This is a genomic window from Marinomonas aquiplantarum, from assembly GCF_003314975.1.
GTDB lineage: Bacteria > Pseudomonadota > Gammaproteobacteria > Pseudomonadales > Marinomonadaceae > Marinomonas > Marinomonas aquiplantarum.
Map to the genome: position 1 here is coordinate 17,198 of NZ_QNRF01000006.1, position 19,504 is coordinate 36,701.

The following is a 19,504-nucleotide window of genomic DNA, read 5'->3' on the forward strand; positions in this document are numbered from 1 at the left end:
GAACGAACTATCCTAGAGGAACTGACTTATGAAAAAAATCACAAGCAAACTGATGAGCACTGTCTGCCTACTAACCGCGGGGGTGCTGTGCCAAACAACATTTGCCGCGGCCACGCTAACAGAAGGTGAGTTGGTCATTGGCATGGAAATTACATACCCACCGTTTGAATCTTATGACGGTGATAAAGTCGTAGGCTTTGACCCTGAATTAACCGCCCTGCTGTCTGAAAAAATGAATGTTACGCCAAGCTTTAGTGATAATAAGTTCACTGGATTGATTTTGGGCCTAAGTGCGAATAAATTCGACGCGGTTATTTCTGGCATGTACATCAAAGAAGAGCGCTTGAAAAAAGCCGATGCAGTGCCTTACGCACGAACAGGTGCCGCAATCATGGTGCCAAAAGGCAGTGCCATTCAACCTAGAACAGATAAAGACTTGTGTGGCGTCAAAGTTGGCCTTCAACAAGGTACCTCTTGGGTAAAAGCCTTTAAAGAATTATCGGATACATACTGTGTTCCGAATGGCATGAAACCAGTTTACGTACAAGAATTCCCATCAGCACCAGAAGCAACTCAAGCTATGCTGTCTCGCAACATTGATGCGCAAGTCGAAATCGCAGGTGCGGCAAATATGTTTGTGAAGCGCACAAAAGGTCGCATTCAAATTAGCTCTGATGATTTGATTTACCCAAGTACCTTGGGAATTTACGTCAAAAAAGGCAACCTCAAGTTAAAAGCCGCTTTTGAAAAAGCCATGGCTGAAATTAAAGCGGATGGTTCTTATGCAAAGCTACTCGAAAAGTACGAACTTTCTCCAGTGAAATAAGTATCAAGACCTCTTAGCCAGAAGTTGCGACAACTTAATTGAATCATTTAACTCAATTACCACATTGAAAACGGTAATACATAAACGGCCTATATGGGGCAAGGGGCAGAACAGCTGTCCCCTATAGGCCAAATTAATCCATTGGAGATCTCATGAGTCTAGATTGGGAATACTTTTTCTCACTGTTTACGATGTCAGCGTTTTACAGTGCCTGCGTCACGGTCATCATACTGAGTACGCTTGGTTGGTTTTTAGGTCTGGTTTTAGGCTTTGTCGTAGCCTGTGCAAAAATGTCGTCCTCCCGCTGGTTAAACCTTCCTGCAGGTGTCTTTATATGGTTTTTCCGCAGTGTGCCGCTCTTAGTCGTATTGGTATTTGTCTACAATATGCCACAACTTTTTCCCTCAACCGGTCCTTTTTTAGGTGTGCCTTTTATTGCCGGCTTAGTCAGTTTGGTCATCACAGAAGCCGCTTATATTGCCGAAATTCATCGCAGTGGTTTGCTGTCTGTTAATAAAGGCCAGCACGAAGCAGGACATGCTTTAAACATTAGTTTTCTAGGCATTCAGCGCTTAATCGTTATTCCCCAAGCACTGCGTATTTCCATGCCAGCCTTGACCAATGAATACGTTACTGCAATCAAATTAAGCTCTTTAGTCTCCGCGATTTCATTACCAGAGTTACTACAAACAGGACAGCGTCTGTACTCACAAAACTTTCTTGTGATGGAAACCCTGTTAGCCGTGGCTGTTTACTACGTCGCCATTGTCACCATCTTTGGTTCGATTCTTCAATTCATTGAACGAAAAATGGATGTACCTTCCCGTAAACCCGCTACCTTATCTGACGCAGAATGTGATGCACTTCGCCAACAAGCCGTGGCGATGCCGATCAGAAAAACCTCTAGCCTTACAGGCCTTCCACCAGCCTTACAGCTTAAAAAACTGGTGAAACGATTTGGCGACCATGTCGTTCTGAAACAAATTGATATGAAGGTCGCCATCGGTGAAGTAATCAGTATTATTGGGCCATCCGGTTCAGGCAAAACCACCTTAATTCGTACCATTAATATGCTGGAAAAGCTAAATGATGGTGAAGTGGTTCTGTTTGGTGAAGACTTTATTCAAGGTCATGAAAAGCCCAATATGAAAAAGGTACGTAGCGGAATGCAGCGTATTGGCATGGTATTTCAAAGCTTCAATCTTTTTCCACACAAAACAGCGCTGGAAAATATCATGATGGCTGCTCGCTATCATGGTACAACCAAAGAGAAAGAGGTCTGTCGTAAACAAGCTCTGTTCTTATTAAATCGTGTGGGCTTGTTGGCTCATGCAAACAAGTACCCTCATCAACTTTCTGGTGGTCAACAACAAAGAGTTGCCATTGCTAGAACACTAGCTCTTTCACCAGACATCATCTTATTTGATGAACCTACGTCTGCCCTCGACCCAGAAATGGTTGGTGAAGTGTTAAAAGTTATTCAAGATCTTGCTAAAGAAGGCATGACTCTCATCATAGTAACTCATGAAATGGACTTCGCACTGTCTGTTTCTGACCGTATTGTGATGATGGAACATGGCGTAATTCAAGTCGATACCAGTCCAAGTGATATAGAACATGCCGATGCGAGTACACCAGAATTATTGCGTATGAAACGTTTTATGGGAATGGAAAATGAGGAAAGCAAACATGTCTAAAACAGAGGCTCAGTTACGTCAAGATCTTGCCGCAGCTTATCGTTTGGCCTCAATGCTCGGGTGGGAGGATACCATTTACACGCATTTCTCAGTGCGTCTTCCCGGTGACGGAGAACCCAAATTTCTCATTAACCCTTTTGGTTTTATGTTCGATGAAATCTGCGCAAGCGATTTGATTATTGTTGACATGCACGGTCATATTATCGACGGCAATGCTGACTATAATCCGGCAGGATTTACGATACACAGCGCAGTCCACATGGCCCGTGAAGACGCTCATTGTGTTATTCACACCCATACTCTAGCTGGCATGGCTGTGGCAGCTTGCAATAAAGGCTTGTTGAATTTAAATCAAATCAGTGCGGAATTTCATCAACGATTGGGATACCACCAATACGAAGGTGTTGCGTTTAACTTGGAAGAGCGCGAACGAATTCAAGCCTCGTTAGGACAAAACATCGCGTTAATACTACGCAATCACGGCTTACTCAGTGTCGGAACCAGTGTCGCGGACGCTTTCCAAGTGATGTATTACTTAAATCGCGCATGCGAAATTCAGCTGGCCGCAGCACAGATGGCAAATTTATCGCCTGTAGACACGATTCCTGATCACCTTGCTTCTTACGTGTCAGAGCAATTCAAAAAGGTTGAGCATGAACGTCATGCTGTCTGGCAAGCTTGGTTACGCAAACTGGATCGCATCGATTCGTCTTATAAGGACTAATGAATGAAAACACTTATTCTACTTATTTCAAACGATGACGAATTCAATCAAGGTCTTATCCACTATGCCCAGCAGCATAGACAAGATACTGAGTGGATTTTACCCAATGACCAACAAGCCGCCTCCGCCGAGGTGGCGGCTTGTTGGTTTCCAGATAACAACACGCTCTCTCAATTTCCGAATTTAAAATGCCTATTGGCCGTTTCTGCCGGCGTGGATCACTTAGGCAGTGCCCTATTAACATCCGGCTTACCAATTTGCCGTATTGTGAACGAAGAACAACAAAGAGGGATGTTTGAATTCGTACTCTGGGGCGTACTCAATGCACATCGACACTTTGATCGCGCCCACATGAATCACGCCGAGTGCCATTGGCAACGCTACCCACAACAAGCCGCGCCAGCAATACGGGTTAGTATTTTAGGATTGGGGGTGTTGGGAAAGTACGTCGCTCAGTCTTTGGCTGAAATGGGGTATTCCGTCTCAGGTTGGTCAAGGTCACTAAAAGACATAGACAATGTTACTTGTTTCGCGGGGAATGCATCGTTACCCAGCATGCTGAAAGATACGGATATATTGGTAAATCTATTGCCCTTAAGCCCTGCAACCACTCATATTTTGAACAAAAAGCTATTTGATAGCTTACCTCACAACGCGTACATCATTAATTGTGGCCGAGGTGGGCACGTCAACGAAGCGGAGTTAATCCAAGCGGTCACTCAAGGTCATTTACGAGGCGCATTATTAGATGTGTTTGAGGAAGAGCCTCTCAGTGCATCAAACCCACTTTGGCAAACAAAAGGCATACTTATTACGCCTCACATGGCCTCAGAGGCCTCTCTTTCCTCCATCGTCGAGCAAACCTCAGACAATGCAAAGCGATTTGAACAAAATTTCCCACTGATGAATAAAATCAATTCTGAACAAGGCTATTGATGCATTCAATATACGACAGGTATGACACTATCATGAGATCAATAACAATGGGACTTGGACTGCGTTTATTAGTAAATGTCTAAACCGAGACAAGGGCTGACTAATCACTGTCTCATTTGCTTACCAATAGGCAGCATTACTTAACGCAGCTACGCACTGACTCGCCCCACTCATGGCTTGAATAGAGCCACCGTCCAGTGATTGTATTTAGCCAACCAATTGGTTGGCTAAATACAATCCAATGCCAACTTTATTGCCTTGTCCGTACTCATCAAACTCTGCATTTCGCATCCTTTTGGAGTCTTTTTATCATAACGAAGTTAAGCGCCTAATAAAGGAAGGTGCTTCAACTTATGATATTGCAGAGCCATGGCAATGCAGCTTCGTAATTCTATTAAAGGCATAGGGTCTGATAATGGCAGTTGAATTTCTCTCTTGCCAACAAAGTTGAGATGGTCAGCGTATAACTCTTTATAGGTTTCCATCAGCTGAGTTTGGCAGTGAACAAACAGAGACACCAGATTCGGCTGTTTGGCTTTCCAATCGATTCGAATTGGACTGCCAATTTTAGAGCTATAACTGGCTTCTCCCCATTTTAACTCCTCAGTAATCGTGCCAAGGTTTAATTCATCTGCTGTCTCAAAAATCAAATTGCGGATCTCATACAGTCTCTGCCGAGCATCGGCTGGATAAGCGTCAAACGTGTTTTCAATGTCTGATTGCATTGAAACCTCCTGATGAATGAATACTCATACCAAACATAGTATTGATGAGTCGCTTAACTGTAGCACACGACATTGATAGGAATAATTCTTGATTGAAAATAATTTGTTATGTTATAACATTAATATTGTAATCCAATCAGGAGACATTTATGCGCAAAAATATACACCCAGATTATCGAACCGTGATCTTTCACGACACCAGTGCTGACACATATTTTTTGATCGGCTCGACCATCAGCACAAGCCAGACCATCGATTGGAAAGACGGTAAAACCTATCCATATCATTCCATCGATGTGTCTTCGGCGTCACATCCTTTTTACACAGGCCAACAGCGCTCTGCTCAATTGGAAGGCCGTGTCCATAACTTTAAGCGTCGTTTCGGCGACCGTAAATTGAAAGGAAACAGGTAGATGCAGGTATTATCTTCTTTGAAAAGTGCGAAGAAACGCCACCCAAATTGCCAAGTGGTTAAACGCCGTGGTCGTGTCTTTGTGATCTGCAAAGACAACCCAAGATTTAAAGCCGTGCAAGGCAAAGGTGGAAAACGTAAATAAACTCAGAATATGCCAGTGAGAAAATTCACTGGCATATTTAAACAGATTAGTCGGTTGAAGAAGGTTTCACGATAAAACCAAAGTTCGTCAGCATGGTTTTATTTAATGCATCAAAGATTTCCACGGCATGATTCATACCACAAGCTACATATACCAAGTTCTTATCATGCTCATCAAAGGCGTCTTGAATCATACCAGCAATCAGTTTACTTCGTGCCTTATGAGTTAAACCTGGGTCCATACGATCTTCGCGTTCATCCATTCCGTTTGCAATCGGGTATTCCAAACCACGTTCAAAAATCACTCGCGTTTCACCTTCATGCAACACAGGGGGATGACTCAATATTTGTTGAGCCACACCAACATCCACTTGATTTCTGTGCTCTTCTCCAAGAAAAATGACATTTAACGGGTGTGACACTAATGACGGCAATTTATTCTTTAAGTAAGTCACCGATTTCGTAACATCGTTTCGTACACTTTTTGTGTCTAATTTATTATAAGTTCCGCTATCTTTTGGCATGAGTTAAGTCCTCTTAATTTTACAAGGGAGTATTCCGAAGAACACCTAGTCATGCTGAAGCTTTCACAATAATTAAAATCGGGGTTATTAATCATCTTGTCTGGAGTTTATAGGAATTTAATGACTGGGAATTAACGCCAATAAATCGGTTATGCCAGTATCCAACCCCTCTTGACTAAGCAAGGTGGTTAACTGCCCTCGGTGGTGGGTTTGGTGGTTAAAAAAGTGCAATAACAATAAACCAAACGCTTTACTCGCTTGTTGTCCTTTCATGTTGCTGTAGGTCAGTAGGCCATTTAATGCATCGTCAGATAACTCGTCGATCAGATTGATAATGAGTTCGTCTAACCTTTGGCGAGCTTGCTGACAGGACTGTCGCTCAGTAAAGAGCAATTCATCCAATGCCGTTGGTTGCGGAAAAGCGTGAACACCTTGCAGCACCTGCTTGGCCTCAGGATGGTTAGCAAAGCGTTTCAACCAGATGATGTCGCCCACTACATTATGATTTAAGGTGCCTAATATTGAGGTAAAAAAAGCCCCTCGATCTTGCTTGAGTTGTGACTCGTTAAGCTGAGCGGCGGCATGATAAATTTGTTCATTCATCCATTGGTTATACCGCGCCAATAAAGTAAAGTGCGCTTTCATTTTCCCTCTCCTTTATCCTACTAACTCATTAAAGCTTATAGCATGACTTGCCAGTAACCCACATCATGCCAAGCATCAAACTTTCGACCAACTTTGGCAAAGTGCCCTACTTTTTCCATGCCAAATTTTTCATGCAGGTGCACACTGGCTGAGTTCGGTAAAGTAATGCAGCCAATAGCCGCTTGTAGATCCATCTGTTTAAGCTTGGTGAATAAGGCATCATAGAGCTGTGTCCCGAGCCCTTTACCTCCTTGTGTTGACTCAAGGTAGACGCTAACTTCCACCACAAATCGATAAGCGGATCTGGCCTTCCATTGTGTGGCATAGGCATACCCTAACAGAATGCCATTTTCTTCCAACACCAACCAAGGCAGAGAGGCAGTGTGCACCGCTTGAATCCGTTTTGTCATTTCCACGGGTTCAATCATCACTTCTTCAAAGCTCACGGCAGTATGGTCTATGTAATAATTGTAAATGTCTGTGATGGCCTTAGCGTCATTTAGACTGACGTCTCGTATCATGATTTCCTCCTTAAACCGACCTTAAATGTGTTACAAAACTTTCAAAACCTTTCTTTAGTTTCATTAAAGCCCCCAGAACTTCCGCTCTGAAAGAAGCTTGGTAGACTGCGACCCATTCAAAAAACAAACAAAAAAACAGTGAGTCAAACATGATCATGAACGAAACCATGACGGTACGTGACCAACGTATCAGCAAAGCGATTCTAGCCATTGCCGCCATTATTATCTTTTTAGCGACCTTTGCAGGAAAGATGCCAGGTGGCATGATTGGCGCATTAGGCATTATGGTTGTTGTCGGTGCCATCCTCAACTTTGTCGGTGACCGAACCCCTATTATCAATCAATTTTTTGGTGGTGGTGCCATCGTGGTCATTTTTGGCTCAGCCTACCTATTTCACAGTGGCTTCTTCCCTTCTAGTGCCGACGAAAATGTGACAACCTTTATGAAGAGTGGTGGCTTTTTGGCATTTTACGTTGCCAGTTTGGTCACCGGTTCCATCTTAGGTATGGATACTCAAACCCTTAAAAAAGCCGCTCTTAAATACATTCCTGTCATCCTAGGTTCGGCCTTCTTTGCCTGTGTCCTGACCGGTGCGGTCGGTATGTTAGTCAGCAAAGACTTTTACGATTCGGTCATGCTGATTGCGCTACCTATTATGGGCGGCGGCATGGGCGCTGGTGCGGTTCCTCTCGTAGAGATTATGTCTGGTAAAACAGGCATGAACGCTGAAACCTTGATGTCTCAAATGGTACCGGCTCTTGCCATCGGTAATGCCATTGCCATCGTTATGGCTGGCTTATTGAACAAGCTGGGTCAGATCGCCCCTAGTTTAACGGGTAACGGCCAGCTTATTCGTGGCCAAAAAGCCATCACTGAAGAAGAGCAACAAACTGGCTCATTAAACGTCACTATCTTGGGTGTTGGTGCCCTTTTAGCCGTGAGCATGTTCTTCGTTGGTACTGTATTGTCTAGCTTTATCAGCATGCATACTTATGCCTTAATGATTATTTCCATTGCTTTGATTAAAGTCTCTGGCATCATGCCAACAGCATTAGAGCAAGCAGCACACTCTTGGTACAAATTTGTCGTCAGCAACTTAACGCCTGCCCTATTGGTTGGCATTGGTGTCGCGTACACAGACCTAAATCAGATTTTAAATGCACTATCGCCACTGTATTTCTTGCTGGTCTTGATTACCGTATTAGGCGCTATTATTGGTGCAGGTTTGATTGGCTGGTTAATGGGCTTCTACCCTATCGAAGCGGCGATCACAGGTGGTCTTTGCATGGCCAACATGGGTGGCACAGGTGATGTTGCCGTATTAGCCGCCAGTAAACGTATGGAATTGATGCCATTTGCGCAGATTTCGTCTCGTATTGGTGGTGCTTTCATGCTGATCTTGGCGACTTTGGTGGTGCAAGCCATCGCCTAACTTGTTATTAAATCACCCTCTATCAGAAGAGAGACTCCAGCCTCTCTTCTGATTTCCTCATTGCAACACTCACCCTGCTTTAGCGCCAGTTTCCCATGCTGTATACTTCCGCTTTTACCTCTTTGAAGCGTATTTCAAATATGACACTCAAGTCCTATCTGGCATTAATCACGGTAACCACAATCACGCTCATCATTGTCGCCGCCACCTTAGTGTTTGGTTACGTGCTGCGCAGTGCTTATCTCGATAACATTAGTCAAAGAGGGTTAGAACTAGCTCGCGTGATGGCTCATGACGATAAGGTCATCGAAGCCTTACACATCAGCAATCAAGGCCAAGTCATTTCACTAGAAAGTTACATCGAGAGTAAACGACAACAAACCGACGCTTCCTTTATTGTGGTGGTGAATAAGGCCGCGCTGCGTTTGAGCCACCCCATTCCTGAACGCGTTGGTCAGCCCTTTATTGGCGATGATATTTACCCCGCTTTGCAACAGGGCAAGAGCTACACCAATGTGGCCAAAGGCTCCTTGGGCGAAGCCATTCGAAACTTTACGCCGGTGATAAAGAATCATCAGATCATTGGTGCGGTGAGCGTTGGTTATCTTTCAAAAACCACTAGCGAACTCATCTACCAACACCTAAAAGAAGCCGCGTGGTTAGTGGTGTTTCTTTATGTATTAGGTGTCGTCATCGCCATCATTTTCATTGCGAAATTAAAGCGGACCTTTTTATCATTAGAACCAGAAGAAATCGTTCAAAAATTTAAAGAACAAGAACTGATTCTCGACAGCATTCGAGATGGCATCATTGCCGTAGACCATGAGCAAAATGTGACCGCCATCAATAGTACCGCCATAGAATGGCTAACCATGAAAGTGATGAACGCCAATGACGTCATTAACAAACCACTCAATGAGCAATCGCAAAGCTTGTCGCACTTTGTATTAGAAGCCCAAGGTCAAATTACACAAAGACGTTTCAGTTTAGGCAAACTCGCCTTTATCGCCACCCTCTACCCTTTGCTGAGTAAGAAAGGGCATTTTGGCTATGTGATTGTGTTTTATCCAGACCACGATGAGAAGTCCCTCGAACAAGAATTGACCAGCACTCAGAACTATGCTGATTTATTGAGAGCCAAAACTCATGAATACGCCAACCGTTTGAATGTATTGTCTGGCATGCTACAAGCGGAACGCTACGATGACGCCATTAACTACTTACAACAAGAAAGCGACGGCGACCAAGCGATGTTAAGACAGATCATCAAAACCATCGAGAACAGTGCGGTGGCAGGATTGATCTTCGCGAAGCATAACAAGGCCAAAGACTTACACCTCGAATTGGTCATCGACAGTGATTGCCAATTGGCACAATATTCGCCTCAGACAAACGAAGCTTTAGTCACATTAGTCGGCAATTTATTGGACAATGCTTTTCTGGCGGCCTGGCATTATCGACAGCACAGATCACCCAGAGTCAAACTCTATATTAGTGATCGTAATGCTCACATCATGCTAGAGGTTGAAGACTCAGGTGCAGGTGTCGAAGCCGAGTTGGAAAACCGAATATTAGACTTTGGCGTAAGCAGCAAGCACAATACAGAACAGAATGGCATTGGCTTATATTTAGTTAAGAAAATCGTCGACCAATACCAAGGTAGTTTGGATTGGGAACGCAGCGAAGAAGACACGACAGTCTTTAGTATTTATTTGGACAAACAGGCGTTAAAAAGATGACTAGCATCCCTGTAATGATAGTAGAAGATGACCTACGTGCTAGCTATGTTCTAGAAAACACCATCAACCAGCACACAGCATTCAGTGTGGTTGCCGCCTGCGAAAACCTCGCAGAAGCCGAATTAAAAGCCAATGCTTTTGAACCTGAATTGATCATGGTCGACATTAGCTTGCCAGACGGTAATGGCTTACAACTGGTACAGCGCCTCAAGTCTCGACACCCTCATGCAAGCTTCATCATGACCACGGCGGAACGTGAAACCAAAACCATTGAACAAGCCATTCAGCTCGGCGTTATGGACTATCTGGTAAAACCCATTCGTATGTCGCGTGTTCAACAGGCCTTAAACGATTATCTCGATTTCAAACAGCGCCTCACGAAACAAGAAAAAATCGACCAACAAGATATTGATGCTTTGTTTCGTAAACAATCTATGACTGACAATCGTCATCGAAAGACCCCAAAAGGCATTGATGAAAATACATTAGAAACGCTGACCGAGCACTTAAAACACATGGATAATACGCCTTTCACAGCCGATGATATTGGTGAAGCGGTCAGTCTAAGTCGCATCACAGCTCGTCGTTATTTGGAATATCTAGAAGCCGAAGGTCAGGTCACCATGACCCTTGACTACAAAACAGGTGGGCGTCCCAAGCAGCGTTACAGTAAAGTTATTTAGTCCGTCCTCTAACCTGCCCTATCTTGGTCATCCTTAACGCGCAAATCCACTAAAACCATCTAATATGTAATAGTAGCTCAGGCCGTTTAGGCTTGAGTCATGCTAAACACACCAACAAGAACTAACTGGCAGACATTAAATAGGAGAACACTATGTCTTACGTTGATGGATTTGTTGCCGCTGTACCGACTGCATCAAAAGAAGAATATCTAGCGCATGCCATGATGTCGGCCAACATTTTTAAAGATTATGGTGCACTAAAACTGGTTGAAAATTGGGGGGATGAAATTCCAGAAGGTGAAGTCACCTCGTTTACCTCTGCGGTAAAAGCCAAGGAGGATGAAACCATTGTCTTTTCTTGGGTTGTTTGGCCTTCAAAAGAAGTAAGAGACGCAGGGTGGGAAGCCATGATGGAAGACCCTAGAATGTCACCCGAAGCCAATCCAATGCCATTTGATGGAAAGCGACTCATTTATGGCGGCTTTAATACTATTTTGGACGTCTGATGGTTGGCACTGACAGCCCCTAACAAGCTTGGCTTTATAGGTTGGCTTGATTAAGATAACAGGCATGATGAAACTCTTGCCTAGCCTTCACCCTCTTATCATGCGATGCAAAGCGCTGTTTAAACCGCTCTTTAAATCGAAAAGCCACCCCATTAAAGTCATTTTTATTGGTATAGACTATCGGTGCTTCTCACTGTCGAAGGCCTTACTGGATAACAACCATCATCATTCGAAGGCCATTGAAATTACCGCCTTCATTGATGATGAGCCGTGGAACAATCGTACTCAAGTTCATCAAGTAACCGTTTATTCTCCCAGTGAGATCGCCGCACTGGTTGTCAAACATCAAGTCGATTTGATCATTCAAATCGAAGGTGAATCACTACTCATTGCCGATAATATATGGCAAGGTATCCATAAAACTGGCGTCGACGTCTTGACCTTATCCTTGGATCAAGACCTTGCTCAACAGCAAGACCTCATTTATCAGACAAGACATTAAAATTCGCGTCTAAAACATGCCTTGCTGTTGGCTTAACCACTTATGGAGTCAACAAGGCTAACTGCTCTGACGGCATCGACATCGCCAATTGTAAGGATTGCTTTGAGGTCATAGAGACGGCGTCCCACTGCTTAGTATAAGCCTGCTCTGGCAATGTAATGTCGTCTCGTTGCGCCAGTAGCTCACGCACTTGAGCCGGATCAACTGCTTTATCACCCTGCTTTAATTGATTCAATTCGTCTTGGCTAAGACTGGCGGTTTTACCACCTGGAAGGTAAATCGAGCCGGTAACAAAATCCACACCAAATGCCACCACACCAGGTACTAAAAATAGAATCAAGCCAACAGCATTAAGTGCTACCACGCCCGGATCAATTGCCCCATGAGTTTGGCCACGTCGTTCAGGATAGATAATGGTACCGCAGGCAGCCAATTGAGAAGCCACTAACAGGGATATTATGCCTTTGCTAAACAAAGCCTTGGTGTGACGCCCCTGTGAAAATAACCTGTTCGCCACAACGACAGATTCAGATTCATTCATTCTCAAGCACTGGGAGTTGCCTTTGTTCTGTGTTTCTATTGTGGTGGCGTTACTTTTGGACTTTTCAAACAACATAGTATTCTCACCTTTTAATCAAGTTCGAATACTCTAGCTTATACTCAGAAGCCCCAGCAAACCTTAGCAAATTTGTTTCACAATCCTTTCGTTCTGTAAGTCTTCATTTACTCAATATCACAAGTTGGTCATCTGATCGTCCAGTTTATTGACTATGTATTGGCCAATTGGAAAAGCACTGGTGGCCGCAGGAGAAGGCGCATTACAGACATGCAAAGTACGCTCACTGTTGGCAAACAGGAAGTCATGCACTAATGAGCCGTCTTTCATGACCGCTTGTGCACGAATTCCAGCCGGATATGGCTGTAAATCCTCCAATTCAACAAGGTCACAGTATTTGCGTACCTGTTGTAAATAACCGGCTTTAAACCAGGAGTTTTTGGTTTCAATTAATCCGGTTTTCCAATAGGTTTTCAGTAGTCGCCAGAAACCAGCAAAGGTCACCATCTCAGCCACATCTTTAATACTGAAGTTAATACGACCATACCCTTCCCGCTTCCAACCTTGTACGGCATTCGGCCCAACCGTCACTGAACCGTCTATCATGCGTGTCAAATGGACACCAAGGAAAGGCAAATCAGGATCCGGAATGGGGTAAATAAGATGTTTAACAATGTCATTGTGCTGTGCCGGTAATTGGTAATACTCGCCACGGAATGGGATGATTTGAAAGTCTGTTGGGATCTTCAGCATCTTGGTCAATCGATCGGCCATTAGGCCACCACAACTGACCAAAAATCCGGCTTGAACTTGGCCTCTCTTTAACTTGATATCGACATGATCTGTGTGCTCTTTTAAGTTCACTACTTCACTTTCCAACATCAAAACACCACCTGCGTGCTCAAAGAGCTCCGCTATTTTTTGGCAGATTTGCTGGTAATTCACTATGCCTGTGGAAGCAACATAGATAGCCGCAACCCCCTTCACATTCGGCTCACGACGATTTAATTCTGCCTGATCAAGTAATTCAACTTTTAGGCCATTCTCGCGACAACGCTTATACAGCGCCTGCATTCGCTCGTATTCCACCTCATTCGTGGCGACCAGCAATTTACCGCACTCTTCAAACTCAATATTGTGCTCACGACAAAAGGCCTTGGTGTCTTTTGCGCCTCGATAGCAAAACTCCGCCTTGAGCGAACCGGGTGCATAGTAGACGCCGGCATGAATCACACCTGAGTTGTGACCCGTTTGATGCAAACCGACTTGTGCTTCTTTCTCTATCAACAGAATTCGGTATTTAGGATAACGCTTTTGCAACTGCCAAGCGGTCGATAACCCCACTATACCAGCACCGATAACAGCAATATCGTAAATAGACTCTTGTGACATATTCTACTCTTCCTTTGTTTTGTTATTTTGTATTGGAGTCAGACCCTGTCCCTGCCATACTGTCATAACGCTTTCGAAATGCAACTGGCTGCTGCTGATAGGCTTGCACACAGGCTTTACAGATACAGGCAACACCTTGCGCTTCAACGGGTAATAATGCCAGCATTTTTTCTGGAATGGATTCAGAAAAGCACCAACAAGATGCAGACTGAGTAACACCACAATTCGCTTCACCTTGACAAAATGGACACGCTGACATGCTCTTTTCCCCAAAAAAAATCCCCGCCAATTGGCAGGGATTTTATCATCAAAGATGACTTAGCAGTCACTTAAACAAGTGCTTACCAGCCAGTGATTTCTTTCAATGCAGTACCGATATCAGCTAGAGAGCGAACGGTTTTAACACCAGCGTCTTGTAGCGCTGCGAATTTCTCGTCAGCAGTACCTTTACCACCAGAAATAATCGCACCAGCGTGACCCATACGCTTACCAGCAGGCGCAGTAACACCAGCAATGTAAGACACAACAGGCTTAGTCACGTTTGCTTTAATGTAAGCAGCCGCTTCTTCTTCCGCTGTACCACCGATTTCACCGATCATAACGATGGCTTCGGTTTGTGGATCGTTCTGGAACATTTCTAGAACGTCGATGAAGTTAGTACCTGGGATTGGATCACCACCGATACCAACACAAGTAGATTGACCGTAACCAGCGTCAGTCGTTTGCTTAACCGCTTCGTAAGTCAAAGTACCAGAACGAGATACGATACCTACTTTACCTGGCAAGTGGATGTGACCTGGCATGATACCAATCTTACATTCACCTGGTGTGATTACACCTGGGCAGTTAGGTCCGATTAGGCGAACACCTAGCTCGTCACATTTCACTTTACAATCAAGCATATCCAGTGTTGGTACACCTTCAGTGATACAAACGATTAGCTTGATGCCAGCGTTAGCGGCTTCTAGGATAGAGTCTTTAACGAAAGGCGCTGGAACGTAGATAACAGATGCTTCTGCACCAGTTTCTTCAACCGCTTCTTTCACTGTGTTGAACACAGGAAGACCTAGGTGAGTTTGACCACCTTTACCAGGTGTTACACCACCAACCATTTTCGTTCCGTAAGCAATCGCTTGCTCAGAGTGGAACGTACCTTGACCGCCAGTGAAACCCTGACAGATGACTTTCGTATCTTTGTTAATTAAGACAGACATTATTATTTGCCCTCCGCAGCTTTAACAACTTGTTCCGCTGCGTCTTTAAGACTGGATGCAGCAATGATGTCTAGACCAGAGTTAGCTAGAACTTCACGGCCTTTCTCTGCGTTAGTACCTTCCAAACGTACAACAACAGGTACGTTTACACCAACTTGCTCAACCGCACCAATGATACCTTCTGCGATCATGTCGCAACGAACGATACCACCGAAGATGTTAACCAATACGGCTTTAACATTGCTGTCAGAAAGGATGATTTTGAATGCTTCAGCAACACGTTCTTTTGTTGCACCACCACCTACGTCTAGGAAGTTAGCTGGCTTGCCGCCGTGTAGGTTAACGATGTCCATTGTACCCATTGCTAGGCCAGCACCGTTTACCATGCAACCTACGTTACCATCTAGAGCAACATAGTTAAGCTCCCACTGAGCAGCATGTGCTTCACGCTCATCTTCTTGAGATGGATCGTGGAACTCTTGCATTTTCTTCTGACGGTAAACAGCGTTGCTGTCGATGTTGATCTTACCGTCTAGACAGTGAAGGTTACCTTCGTCTGTGATAACAAGAGGGTTGATTTCTAGTAGTGCGAAATCGCAGTCATGGAACATTTGAGACAAACCAAGGAAGATCTTAGTGAACTGCTTGATTTGAGTTGGGTTAAGACCCATTTTAAATGCCATTTCACGAGCTTGGTATGGCTGAGCGCCAACTAGCGGATCAATGATCGCTTTGTGAATCAACTCTGGCGTTTCTTCCGCTACTTTCTCGATTTCAACACCACCTTCAGTAGAGGCCATGAAAACGACTTTACGAGTAGAACGGTCAACAACCGCACCTAGGTACAATTCGTTAGCAATGTCAGTGCAAGATTCTACAAGGATCTTAGCAACAGGCTGACCATTTGCATCTGTTTGGTAAGTCACTAGGTTTTTGCCTAACCAATTTGCTGCAAAGGCTTTAACTTCGTCATAAGAATCAACAAGTTTCACACCGCCCGCTTTACCACGGCCACCTGCGTGTACTTGAGCTTTAACAACCCACTTGTCACCACCAATTTTTTTCGCAGCTTCGACCGCCTCTTCTGGCGTATCTACTGCGTACCCTGTCGATACTGGCAGGCCGTATTCAGCAAAAAGCTGTTTAGCCTGATATTCATGTAGGTTCATTTGATTCTTCCGCTCATCTGAATGATTGACATAAATTCTGCCGGTTAAGACAGAAATTGCCGGCTGGAAAAGCCGGCAAATCTAATTTTTATTAACGCTTCTTACGGTTCGCAATGTGAATTGCGTGACCATCAACAGCCAAGGCTGCTTCATGAACTGCTTCACTTACGGTTGGGTGAGCGAATACAGTCAAGGCAATGTCTTCTGCTGTTGAGCCGAATTCCATTGCAATTACTGCTTGCGCAATCAAATCAGCCGCATGACCACCAATAATATGGCAACCTAGAATACGGTCTGTTTCTTCACAAGCAATGATCTTAACAAAACCATCTGTGTCGTTTGCTGCCATAGCACGACCAGAGGCTGCAAATGGGAATTTACCCACTTTGTATTTAACGCCTTCTGCTTTAAGCTCTTGCTCATTTTTACCAACCCAAGCAAGCTCTGGGTGAGTGTAAATAACAGAAGGAATGCAGTCGTAGTTCATTTGTGCTTTATGACCAGCGATAATGTCCGCCACCATCACACCTTCTTCAGATGCTTTGTGTGCCAACATTGGACCACGAACGATGTCACCAATCGCGAACACGCCAGGTACAGAAGTACGGCACTGCTCATCAACGAACACGAAACCGCGCTCATCAAGATTAACACCGGAATCACCTGCCAAGCAGCCGTCAGTAAATGGCTTACGACCAACCGCAACGATCAACTTATCGAAAGTTTGCTTCTGCTCTTCACCTTTTGCATCAAGGTAAGTTACTTCCACTTCTTCACCGTTGATTTGGCTACCCGTTACACGAGCACCAGTACGGATATCAAGCTTCTGTTTCTTGAAGATTTTAGCCGCTTCTTTAGAGATATCTTGGTCACATACGCTTAGGAAAGAGTCTTGCGCTTCTAGCACAACCACTTCAGAACCTAAACGAGCCCATACAGAACCTAGCTCAAGACCGATAACACCCGCACCGATCACACCCAAACGCTTAGGCACTTCACGGAAATCAAGCGCACCTTCGTTATCAACGATGATATCACCCGTACGTGGCGCTGGTGGAATGTTAACAGGTACAGAACCGGTTGCTAGAATAACGTTTTCCGCTTCAAAGACAGTAACAGTGCCGTCATGAGCTGTAAATTCTACTTTTTTGTTTGCTAGTAGCTTACCGAAACCTTCGAAGCTCTTTACACCATTGGCTTTAAACAAGCCGGTGATACCACTAGTCAGTTGGTCAACGATTTTGTCTTTACGATCAACCATGGCATTTACGTCCATAGCAACATCGCCAACACTGATACCGTGAACGCCGTAAGAATCTTTCGCGTCATGGTATTTGTGAGAAGAGTCAAGAAGTGCTTTCGAAGGAATACAGCCAACGTTCAAACAAGTTCCGCCTAAACGCGGCTTGTCTTCTTTGTCCAACCATTTTTCGATACACGCTGTCTTCAGACCAAGCTGAGCAGCACGGATTGCAGCCACGTAACCACCAGGGCCGCCACCAATTACAACAACATCAAATTTATCAGACATAAGAGGTCCCATTTTTCAGTCAAGCTGAGCGACTCGATACAAAGAGTCGCTCAGTATTCAATTCATACCACTAGATGCGTATGAATCCTTAGATTTCAAGTACCTTAAATTTCAAGCAATAGACGCGCTGGATCTTCTAGCAACTCTTTAATAGTTACCAAGAATTGAACCGCTTCTTTGCCGTCGATCATACGGTGGTCATAAGACAGAGCCAAGTACATCATTGGCTGGATCACAACTTGACCATTTACCGCCATTGGGCGCTCTTGGATTTTGTGCATACCCAAGATAGCTGTTTGTGGTGGGTTAATGATTGGCGTAGACATCAAGGAACCGAAAGTACCACCGTTCGTGATAGTGAAGGTACCACCTTGCATGTCATCCATACCCAATTTGCCTTCGCGACCGCGAATCGCAAAATCCATGATAGAAGATTCGACGTCAGCAAGACCCATGGCTTCTGTGTTACGCAATACAGGCACCATCAAACCACGGTCAGTAGAAACTGCGACACCGATGTCTTGGTAACCATGGTAAACCATGTCGTTACCGTCAATAGACGCGTTTACAGCAGGGAAACGTTTTAGCGCTTCTGTCGCCGCTTTCACGAAGAAAGACATAAAGCCTAATTTCGTGCCGTTATGAACCTTCATGAATTCGTCTTTGTATTTCTTACGAATTTCCATCACAGGACCCATGTTAACTTCGTTGTATGTCGTTAACATTGCCGCTGTTTGTTGTGCTTCAACCAAACGCTTAGCGATAGTGGCACGTAGACGCGTCATAGGAACGCGTTTTTCAACACGACCATCTGCACCTAATGCAGGCATAGCCGCAGGCGCTGCTTTTGCTGCAGGCGCTGCTGCAGGCTTAGCTTTCGCCGCTGCTTCAACATCTTCTTTAGTGATGCGACCACCTTTACCAGTGCCTTTTACCTGAGCCGGAGTTAAACCCGCTTCAGCTAGCGCTTTGCGTGCTGCAGGACCAGCAACACCATCTTCATCACCCGCTTCAGCAGGGGCTGCTGCAGGCGCAGAGGCTTGTGCTGCAGGGGCAGCAGCTTCACCAGAAGCACCCACTAGGAATGAAGCCAATACTTCATCACTTAGTACAGTATCACCTTCGTTTTTAGTGATCTCACCGATGACACCATCAGCAGGCGCAACCACTTCAAGAACCACTTTGTCTGTTTCAATATCAACGATGTGCTCATCACGAGAGCAGGCTTCGCCTGGCTGTTTGTGCCAAGCCGCTACCGTACCATCAGCAACAGACTCAGGGAAGGTTGGTGCTTTGATTTGGACTGTTTCTTTTGCAGAAGAGGCTGCTGCAGGTGCGGCTGTTTGCTCCGCTGCCACTGGAGCAGATGCGGCTGCACCACCCTCTTCAAATTTTGCTAGGACTTCATCGCTCAGTACGATGTCGCCTTCGTTCTTCAATACTTCTGCAATCACACCATCTGCTGGCGCAACCACTTCTAGAACCACTTTATCCGTTTCAATGTCGACAATGTGCTCATCACGGGCACAGGCTTCACCTGGTTTTTTGTACCAAGTCGCAACCGTTCCGTCGGCTACAGATTCTGGAAAAGTAGGTGCTTTAATTTCAATGCTCATTTTATACCC

Annotated in this window: 22 protein-coding genes; 11 read left to right on the forward strand and 11 right to left on the reverse strand. The window is 44.7% G+C overall.

The annotated features are described in order from the left end of the window. Positions 1–28 precede the first annotated feature (28 nt). From DFP76_RS11945 to DFP76_RS11960, 4 genes are all read left to right on the forward strand, one after another. Positions 29–826 (forward strand): ABC transporter substrate-binding protein, encoded by a 798-nt coding sequence (locus tag DFP76_RS11945; protein ID WP_113874876.1) that lies wholly within the window; start codon positions 29–31, stop codon positions 824–826. Positions 827–978: 152 nt separating this feature from the next. Then, the gene (locus DFP76_RS11950; protein WP_113874877.1) at positions 979–2,523 is read left to right on the forward strand and encodes an amino acid ABC transporter permease/ATP-binding protein; all 1,545 of its coding nucleotides are present in this window, start codon (positions 979–981) and stop codon (positions 2,521–2,523) included. Beyond that, positions 2,516–3,247: a class II aldolase/adducin family protein gene (locus DFP76_RS11955; RefSeq protein WP_113874878.1), complete on the forward strand. Its 732-nt coding sequence runs from the start codon at positions 2,516–2,518 to the stop codon at positions 3,245–3,247. The genes DFP76_RS11950 and DFP76_RS11955 overlap by 8 nt, the downstream gene beginning before the upstream one ends. Before the next feature lie 3 nt (positions 3,248–3,250). Beyond that, positions 3,251–4,183 (forward strand): 2-hydroxyacid dehydrogenase, encoded by a 933-nt coding sequence (locus tag DFP76_RS11960; RefSeq protein ID WP_113874879.1) that lies wholly within the window; start codon positions 3,251–3,253, stop codon positions 4,181–4,183. A gap of 320 nt (positions 4,184–4,503) precedes the next feature. Here DFP76_RS11960 and DFP76_RS11965 read toward each other — a convergent pair whose 3' ends face one another. Next, positions 4,504–4,908, reverse strand: coding sequence for a DUF1801 domain-containing protein (locus DFP76_RS11965; protein ID WP_113874880.1), 405 nt, complete (start codon positions 4,906–4,908; stop codon positions 4,504–4,506). A 149-nt stretch (positions 4,909–5,057) separates the two neighbouring features. Here DFP76_RS11965 and DFP76_RS11970 point away from each other — a divergent pair, with 149 nt between their 5' ends. Both DFP76_RS11970 and ykgO read left to right on the forward strand, forming a co-directional pair. Next, on the forward strand, positions 5,058–5,321 hold the full coding sequence (locus DFP76_RS11970; RefSeq protein ID WP_113874881.1) for a type B 50S ribosomal protein L31: 264 nt from the start codon (positions 5,058–5,060) through the stop codon (positions 5,319–5,321). Then, on the forward strand, positions 5,322–5,465 hold the full coding sequence (ykgO, locus tag DFP76_RS11975) for a type B 50S ribosomal protein L36 (protein WP_013795806.1): 144 nt from the start codon (positions 5,322–5,324) through the stop codon (positions 5,463–5,465). Between the two features lie 46 nt (positions 5,466–5,511). Here the strand turns inward: ykgO and DFP76_RS11980 are convergent, their stop codons facing one another. From DFP76_RS11980 to DFP76_RS11990, 3 genes are all read right to left on the reverse strand, one after another. Next, positions 5,512–5,988, reverse strand: coding sequence for a hypothetical protein (locus DFP76_RS11980; RefSeq protein WP_113874882.1), 477 nt, complete (start codon positions 5,986–5,988; stop codon positions 5,512–5,514). A gap of 117 nt (positions 5,989–6,105) precedes the next feature. Then, positions 6,106–6,633, reverse strand: a complete 528-nt coding sequence (locus tag DFP76_RS11985) for a DinB family protein (RefSeq protein WP_113874883.1) — start codon at positions 6,631–6,633, stop codon at positions 6,106–6,108. A 35-nt stretch (positions 6,634–6,668) separates the two neighbouring features. Further along, on the reverse strand, positions 6,669–7,154 hold the full coding sequence (locus DFP76_RS11990) for a GNAT family N-acetyltransferase (protein WP_113874884.1): 486 nt from the start codon (positions 7,152–7,154) through the stop codon (positions 6,669–6,671). A gap of 149 nt (positions 7,155–7,303) precedes the next feature. On the opposite strand from DFP76_RS11990, the gene DFP76_RS11995 reads away from it, so the two are divergent. The 5 genes from DFP76_RS11995 to DFP76_RS12015 all read left to right on the forward strand — a co-directional run bounded on the left by DFP76_RS11995 (position 7,304) and on the right by DFP76_RS12015 (position 12,017). After that, complete coding sequence (locus DFP76_RS11995) at positions 7,304–8,587, forward strand: 2-hydroxycarboxylate transporter family protein (protein ID WP_113874885.1); 1,284 nt, start codon at positions 7,304–7,306, stop codon at positions 8,585–8,587. Positions 8,588–8,682: 95 nt separating this feature from the next. Continuing rightward, positions 8,683–10,326 carry an ATP-binding protein gene (locus DFP76_RS12000; protein ID WP_113874886.1) on the forward strand — a complete coding sequence of 548 codons (1,644 nt, stop codon included), beginning with the start codon at positions 8,683–8,685 and terminating at the stop codon, positions 10,324–10,326. After that, positions 10,323–11,009 (forward strand): response regulator, encoded by a 687-nt coding sequence (locus tag DFP76_RS12005; protein ID WP_113874887.1) that lies wholly within the window; start codon positions 10,323–10,325, stop codon positions 11,007–11,009. Before DFP76_RS12000 ends, DFP76_RS12005 begins: the two co-directional genes overlap by 4 nt. 152 nt (positions 11,010–11,161) lie before the next feature. Beyond that, the gene (locus DFP76_RS12010) at positions 11,162–11,515 is read left to right on the forward strand and encodes a DUF1428 domain-containing protein (protein ID WP_113874888.1); all 354 of its coding nucleotides are present in this window, start codon (positions 11,162–11,164) and stop codon (positions 11,513–11,515) included. A 64-nt stretch (positions 11,516–11,579) separates the two neighbouring features. Next, positions 11,580–12,017 carry a nucleoside-diphosphate sugar epimerase/dehydratase gene (locus DFP76_RS12015; protein WP_245931929.1) on the forward strand — a complete coding sequence of 146 codons (438 nt, stop codon included), beginning with the start codon at positions 11,580–11,582 and terminating at the stop codon, positions 12,015–12,017. Positions 12,018–12,057: 40 nt separating this feature from the next. Here DFP76_RS12015 and DFP76_RS12020 read toward each other — a convergent pair whose 3' ends face one another. The 7 genes from DFP76_RS12020 to odhB form a co-directional block, all read right to left on the reverse strand. Further along, positions 12,058–12,633 carry a hypothetical protein gene (locus DFP76_RS12020; RefSeq protein WP_113874889.1) on the reverse strand — a complete coding sequence of 192 codons (576 nt, stop codon included), beginning with the start codon at positions 12,631–12,633 and terminating at the stop codon, positions 12,058–12,060. Positions 12,634–12,750: 117 nt separating this feature from the next. Continuing rightward, entirely contained in the window at positions 12,751–13,965 is a 1,215-nt protein-coding gene (gene lhgO, locus DFP76_RS12025) for an L-2-hydroxyglutarate oxidase (protein ID WP_113874890.1), read from the reverse strand. A gap of 22 nt (positions 13,966–13,987) precedes the next feature. Beyond that, positions 13,988–14,224: a cysteine-rich CWC family protein gene (locus DFP76_RS12030; protein ID WP_113874891.1), complete on the reverse strand. Its 237-nt coding sequence runs from the start codon at positions 14,222–14,224 to the stop codon at positions 13,988–13,990. Between the two features lie 82 nt (positions 14,225–14,306). Next, a complete protein-coding gene (gene sucD, locus DFP76_RS12035) occupies positions 14,307–15,179 on the reverse strand; it encodes a succinate--CoA ligase subunit alpha (RefSeq protein WP_113874892.1) in 873 nt (290 codons plus the stop codon). Between the two features lie 2 nt (positions 15,180–15,181). After that, entirely contained in the window at positions 15,182–16,348 is a 1,167-nt protein-coding gene (sucC, locus tag DFP76_RS12040; protein WP_013795794.1) for an ADP-forming succinate--CoA ligase subunit beta, read from the reverse strand. A 91-nt stretch (positions 16,349–16,439) separates the two neighbouring features. After that, entirely contained in the window at positions 16,440–17,879 is a 1,440-nt protein-coding gene (gene lpdA / locus DFP76_RS12045) for a dihydrolipoyl dehydrogenase (RefSeq protein WP_113874893.1), read from the reverse strand. 104 nt (positions 17,880–17,983) lie between these two features. After that, entirely contained in the window at positions 17,984–19,495 is a 1,512-nt protein-coding gene (gene odhB, locus DFP76_RS12050; protein WP_113874894.1) for a 2-oxoglutarate dehydrogenase complex dihydrolipoyllysine-residue succinyltransferase, read from the reverse strand. Positions 19,496–19,504: the final 9 nt, after the last annotated feature.